Genomic DNA, 3,274 nt, shown 5'->3' on the forward strand with positions numbered 1-3,274 from the left:
ACCCCCGCAATCACATGCCGGATCATGCCGATCCCGCCGCTCAACGACACCCCGCCCAGCACGCATGCCGAGATCACCGTCAGTTCGAAACCCTGGCCGATCATGGGCTGGCCCGAGGTCATGCGCGAGGCGAGGATTACCCCGGCCAGTGCGCCGATCAAGCCGTGTACGGCGAAGATCAGGATCTTGGTGCGGTCAACGTTCACCCCGGCCAATAGCGCCGCTTCCGGGTTGCCGCCGATGGCCATGGTGTTGCGCCCGTAGGTGGTGTAGTTGAGCAGCCAACCGAAAAACACGAAGCACACGATGGTGATCAGGATCGGCACCGGCACGCCGAACAACTGGCCGTTGCCGAACACGAAGAACTGCTCCTGGGACACGCCGACCGCCTTGCCGTCGGCAAAGATGTAGGCCAGGCCGCGCACGATCTGCATGGTCGCCAAGGTGGTGATCAGCGCGTTGACCCGCAGCTTGGCGATGACGATGCCGTTGATCAGCCCGACGATCAGGCCCATCAGCAATGCGGCGCCGATGCCGAGCATCACGCTCTCGGTGTCGCGCATGACGATAGCTGCGACCACGCCTGCGCAGGCAATTACCGAGCCCACCGACAAGTCAAAGTGCCCCGACGCCAGGCAGAACAGCATGGTGCAGGCGGCGATGCCGACGGTGGAAATCGCCAGGCCCAGGCCGCGCATGTTCAGCGGCGAGAGGAAGTTGTCGATCAGCAAGGCGCACAGCACAAAGATGCCCACCGCCGCCAACAGCATCGCCCAGTTGTCGAGCAGTGCGCGCATATCGAGGGGTTTGCGTGCGGTTGGCAACGCGTTGTTTTGAGTGGTCATGGTCGTCTCTCAGTTCGTCACGCGGCGCGGCAGGGCCAGCTGCAGCAGGTTGGATTCGGTGGCGTGTTCACGGGTTTGTTCACCGCGCAGGGCGCCTTCGCACAGCACCAGGATGCGATCGGAAATCCCCATCACTTCCATCAGGTCGCTGGACACCACAATCACCGCAATGCCGCTGGCCGCGAGGTTGTGGATGATCTGGTAAATCTCCGACTTGGCGCCAATGTCGATGCCCCGCGTCGGTTCATCCAGCAGCAGCACCTTCATCGGCATCGACAGCCAGCGGCCCAGAATGGCCTTCTGCTGATTGCCGCCGGACAGGTACATGATTTTCTGTTGCGCATCCGGGGTTTTGACCTTCATCGCCTTGATTTGCTGGTCGGCGTTGCCCTTTTCCCAGGTCTCGCGCAGCAACCAGCCAAACGAGGAATGGGCGCCACGGGCGCTGATGTTGATGTTCTCGGCGACGCTGGAAAGCGGAATGATGCCCTCCTTCTTGCGGTCCTCGGGACACAGCAGAACACCGGCGGCGATGGCGTCGCGCGGGGAGCGCAGTTGCAGGTTTTCACCGCACAATTGCAGGCTGCCAGCGCTGCTGCGTTCCAGGCCGCTGAGCAAGCGGAACAGCTCCGTGCGCCCTGCCCCGACCAAGCCGAACAGGCCAAGAATCTCGCCTTTGCGCACGTCAAAACTGATCGGTTCACGCAGGCCGGGGCCGAGCAAACCATCGACCTTGAGCGCCACCTCGCCCTGCTCACGCGGGCGGTAGTCGTAGATGTCCTGAATGTCGCGGCCGACCATGCAGGTCACCAACTGGTCGTGAGTCAACGCGCTCATGTCGTCAAAGGTGCGCACGTAACGGCCGTCCTTGAACACCGTCACCGCGTTGCAAATGCGGAACACTTCTTCCATGCGGTGCGACACGTAGAGCACCACTTTGCCCTCATCGCGCAGGCGCGTGATGATCGCCATCAAGCGGTCGATCTCCCGCGCCGACAGGCTGCTGGTGGGTTCGTCGAAGGCAATCACATGGGCGCCACGGGACAACGCCTTGGCGATTTCCACCAGTTGGCGTTGGCCCAGGGACAGCCGGCCGAGCTTTTCTTCAGGATCGATTTCATCCGCCAGGCCTTTGAGGCAAGCCAGGGCCTGCTTGCGCAGCAGGCCCCGGTTGACCACGCCGAAGCGCGACGGCAGATGGCCGAGGAACAGGTTCTCGGCCACGCTCATTTCCGGCACTAGGTGCAGCTCCTGATGGATCACCGCGACACCGCTGGCGATGCTGTCCGCCGCGCATTTGAACGCCATGGTCTGCTCGCCGATTTGCACGGTGCCCGTGCTTGGGATGTAAGCGCCGCCGAGGATTTTCAGCAGCGTCGACTTGCCCGCGCCGTTCTCGCCCATCAACGCGTGCACCTGCCCCGGCTGGGCGCTGAAGCTGATGCCGTCCAGCGCCTTGACCCCGGGAAAGGTCTTGCCGATCCCCTCGAACCGCAGGGCCGCCGTACTCATTTCCACAGCCCGATCTTGGTCAGTTCTTCCTGGAAGTTGGCGCGGGTGATCAGGGTCACTTCATCCATCGCGGTGTACTTCGGTGGCTCGGTACCTTTGGTGACCCACTCGTACATCATCCGCGCGGTGTTGTAGCCCTCGATATGCGGGCTTGGCAGCATCGAGCCGAAGAAGCCGCTGTCGGCCTTTTTCAGTTCGCCGATGGCGTCGGTGCCATTGATGCCGATGCCGATCACGTTGGCCGCCTTGAAGCCGGCGCTTTCCGTGGCGCGCACGCCGCCAAGCACGGTGTTGTCGTTCATGCCGCCGATGATCAGGTTTTTCGCGCCGCGGGGCAGCTTGACCAGCGCCGAGTTGGTGGCGTCCATGCTGCCGGGCACGTCGAGGGTTTTCAGCGCAGCGGTGAGGATATGGTCTTTCGGGATGCCAGCTTCTTCAAGGGATTTGATCGAGCCGTCGGTGCGTTTTTTGCCGGTGTCGAGTTCATTGAAGGTGTTGATCACCGCGTAGGTGTCTTTCCAGTCCCAGCCACGTTTTTTCGCTTCGGCGGCCATGGCGGCGCCCTGTTTCTGGCCCACTTCAAACGCGGCCATGCCCAGGTACGGCACGTCCTCCATGAAATTGCCCTTGGCATCGACAAAGCGGTCATCCACGGCCATGACTTTCAAGCCATTGAGCTTGGCCTTGGCCACGATGGCCGGGCCGAGGGACACGTCCGGCGGGCAGATCACAAAGCCCTTGGCGCCGTTGGCGGCCAGGCTGTCGATGGCAGAGAGGGTTTTTTCGCCATCGGGCACGGCGATCTTGATCACGGTAAAACCGTGTTCCTTACCGGCTTTTTCGGCGAAGGCCCATTCGGTCTGGAACCAGGGTTCTTCGGCTTGTTTGACCAGGAAGCCGATCTTTACTTCTTCGGC

Annotated in this window: 3 protein-coding genes; all 3 read right to left on the reverse strand. The window is 62.2% G+C overall.

The genetic code is table 11. The annotated features are described in order from the left end of the window. Positions 1-845 (reverse strand): L-arabinose ABC transporter permease AraH (gene araH / locus AOA60_RS14690; RefSeq protein WP_099585031.1); only part of this gene is annotated, 845 nt, incomplete at its 3' end. Positions 846-854: 9 nt separating this feature from the next. Beyond that, positions 855-2,357, reverse strand: a complete 1,503-nt coding sequence (gene araG, locus AOA60_RS14695) for an L-arabinose ABC transporter ATP-binding protein AraG (protein ID WP_099585032.1) — start codon at positions 2,355-2,357, stop codon at positions 855-857. Further along, positions 2,354-3,274: substrate-binding domain-containing protein (locus AOA60_RS14700; RefSeq protein WP_099585033.1), on the reverse strand; the 921-nt coding region annotated here is incomplete at its 5' end. The genes AOA60_RS14700 and araG, both read right to left, overlap by 4 nt.

Source organism: Pseudomonas sp. 2822-17 (assembly GCF_002742485.1).
Classification (GTDB): domain Bacteria; phylum Pseudomonadota; class Gammaproteobacteria; order Pseudomonadales; family Pseudomonadaceae; genus Aquipseudomonas; species Aquipseudomonas cyclaminis.